This window comes from Flavobacterium sp., from assembly GCF_044361065.1.
Taxonomy (GTDB): domain Bacteria; phylum Bacteroidota; class Bacteroidia; order Flavobacteriales; family Flavobacteriaceae; genus Flavobacterium.
In genome coordinates, this window is record NZ_JBIKJI010000203.1 from 1 (window position 1) to 3,127 (window position 3,127).

Annotated in this window: 3 protein-coding genes and 1 pseudogene; all 4 read right to left on the minus strand. The window is 30.5% G+C overall.

Annotation, left to right across the window (positions count from 1 at the left end; translation table 11 throughout):
• Positions 1-1,640, minus strand: a 1,640-nt coding sequence (locus tag ACIQ11_RS09910) for a sodium:solute symporter family protein (protein ID WP_396154493.1), incomplete at its 3' end; no start/stop codon positions are given.
• Complete coding sequence (locus ACIQ11_RS09915) at positions 1,633-1,827, minus strand: hypothetical protein (protein ID WP_291242862.1); 195 nt, start codon at positions 1,825-1,827, stop codon at positions 1,633-1,635. The genes ACIQ11_RS09910 and ACIQ11_RS09915, both read right to left, overlap by 8 nt.
• 144 nt (positions 1,828-1,971) lie before the next feature.
• Positions 1,972-2,187: a DUF6814 family protein gene (locus ACIQ11_RS09920; RefSeq protein WP_291242863.1), complete on the minus strand. Its 216-nt coding sequence runs from the start codon at positions 2,185-2,187 to the stop codon at positions 1,972-1,974.
• A 21-nt stretch (positions 2,188-2,208) separates the two neighbouring features.
• Positions 2,209-3,127 (minus strand): annotated as a pseudogene (locus tag ACIQ11_RS09925) (hypothetical protein); the annotation flags it as partial.

The window sequence follows — 3,127 nt, forward strand, 5'->3', positions numbered from 1 at the left end:
GTTCCTTTCCAAATAAATGCATTTTCATGATTGGAACTGTATTTATTTATATCTACAAACATTTCGGCATAATTGCGTTCGCGATAATTTCCTTTAAAACTCACAGAAACAGCAAAATAAGTCACCCAATTAAACAATAAACTCCAAAACAAAGCATGCGGAATCGGATCTAAATAATCCAAACCAAATAATTGAAACGGTTTTAGAAGTTCTATTTTTAAAAAACCTTCAGTTATAAAAGTACTTTCACTATTTGAAGCCCCAATGCTATACGGAATTAATAACGTAAATACACAAATAATAAATCCAATTAAAATTCCGTAAATAGCGCCTAATCTTGAACCTCTTCTCCAAAACAAAGCACCAAAAAAGGCAGGAGCCAATTGTGAAATGATTACAAATGCAACCAAACCAATAGAAACCAAATTATAGTTTAAACCAAAATACCTATAAATAAAATACGAAAGTATAATTAGCAAGAAAATACTAATTCTTCTACTATTCAAAATGCTTTTACTACTAATGGTTTCGGCATTTTTTAACTTTCCAAGTAAACTATACGGAATTAAAATATTGTTAGTTACCATTGTTGATAGTCCAATAGACGAAACAACAATCATTGAAATGGCAGCAGAAAATCCGCCAAGGAAGACCAAAACAGTCAATATTTTATTATCAAACAATTGAGGAATTAATAAGGAATAGGTATCGGAGTTTACTTCTTGTCCATCAAATAAAATATTACCACCCCAAGCAATTGGATATACAAAAATATTAAATAGTAATAAATACAAAGGAAATAACCAAACAGCAGTATTTACGTGACCTTCGCGATTGTTTTCTACTACAGAAACATGAAATTGTCGTGGCAATAAAAAGATGGCAAACATAGATAGTAGGCAAAGTAAAAACCAATTAATGGCTTGAGGCAATCCTCCAATGGTATTTTTCGCTTGAAAATCTTTTAAAAGACTGGCTTTTTGATAAATGTCGTCAAAACCATCAAAAACAAAAAACGTAACATACACACCAATAATTACAAAAAATACTAATTTCAGTATGCTCTCCATCGCAACAGCGGTTACAATTCCTTTTCTTTTTACCGAAGCATCTGCGTAACGAGTTCCGTAATAGGATGCAAATAAAGCCAAAGCAATAGCCACATAAGTAGTAATATCATCAAAAATAAAAGAATTTACGGGTGTGTTTGAAACCACATGAAAGGTTTCTGTGATGGCTTTTAACTGCAAAGAAATATAAGGAATGATACCGGTTAAACATATTACAGTTACAATAGCCCCTAAGAAACGACTATTTCCATATCGTAATGAAATAAAATCGGCAATACTTGCAATTTTATTAACACGGGAAATTCGAATTATTTTTTTTAATATTAATATCCAAGATGGCGCAATAATTATAGGTCCTAAATAAATTGGTAAAAAACTCAATCCATTATCAGCGGCTACTCCAACACTACCATAATACGTCCAGGCAGTACAATAAACAGCTAAAGACAAAGAATAAACATATGGATTGTTCGTCCATTTGCTATCATTGTTTTTTTCTGCCCAATGTGCGATATAAAACAAAATGGCCAAATAAAGGGATAATATTATAAGTAAAAAAATACTACTCATTGTAACGAATCATTATAACTAATGAAATTAATATAGAAAGCAGCCAAGTAGAAAAAATAAAAATATAACTACTTGGAAATCCAAATATACTTTTAGAAGAATCAAACAATAAAATAATTGGCATATTGAGACAAATGAGTAATACCATCGAAACAATTACTAATTTTTGTTGGTGTCTTTTTTTCATTTTTTGGCATTATTTAAAGTTTTAAAAATACAGAATAATTTGAAATTAGTCAAATATTTAGATGTAATATTTTACAATTAAAAAAACCATCTCTAAAAATAGAGATGGTTTTTAACATTTATTATTAAAATTAAGGAGATCCGATTAGTTATCGTATTCACCTGATAAACAATATTTACCGAAAGTAAATAATCCGTATGCAATAAGTGGACACAATACAAAAGTATATATAATAGCTGGAACTAATTTTTCTCCGCCTTCTTTCCACATACCTAACGCTTGATTGATAAATAAGTAATATACTGCAACAGCACCAATAGCTATCCATACAATCCCTAAAATTCTTTTTATTTTATTCATTTTGTTATGTTTTTAAAGTTATTAATCGTGTGCGTTTTTATCGTTTGATTTTAAGTAAACCACTCCAATAATTAAACAAACTCCTGCTACAATAATTGGGTACCAAAGTCCTTCTAAGTATGGCTTGTCAAATGGTAACGCATCACCTGCTTCTTTTGCAATGTCGTTTGCTTTTTTAGCATTTAACGCTAAGAAAGTAGCTACTGCTGGTAACAATCCACCAAATATACCGTTTCCAACGTGGTAAGGTAAACTCATAGAGGTATATCTAATTTTAGCTGGGAACATTTCTACTAAGAAAGCTGCAATAGGTCCGTAAACCATTGTTACAAATAATACTTGTATGAAAACCATCCAAATTAAATGCCATTTAATATCATCAGTAATATTTTTAGATACTTCCGTTCCATGTTTTAAACTCACACCTGCTGGATGACATTTAGCACCTGAACCTTCTGTGAACGATTTTAATTCTACAACAGCTAATGTATCAACTTTTGCTGGTTTTTCATCTGGTTTTAAACTGTTTTTAAGTTTAATAGTATTTACAGTTACTACAGAATCTTTAGTGGTATTAAATTTAATCCAAACTTCATTTTTAGCATTGGCTTTCGCGTCAAATTCTATCGCTTTTGCAGCATAAACCGTATCAATAGTAGTATAGTGGAATTTTGCTCCTGTATTATACAATGAATCTGATTTTGTGGCAATAAGAATTTTTGTATCCTTAACTGTTGGATCTTTTTTGTCTGCAGCTGTTTTAATTTCTGCTGATGGTGCTCCAATTACTTTACAGCTATCCAAAACTAATTTGTTACCATTCGCTTTCATTGATTTTTCACTTGCAGATTCATACATTGAAGTATAAATTGGACGGTAAGCAAATATAGCAATTAACATACCTGCCATCATAATCCATTTTCTACTCATTTTATCAGAT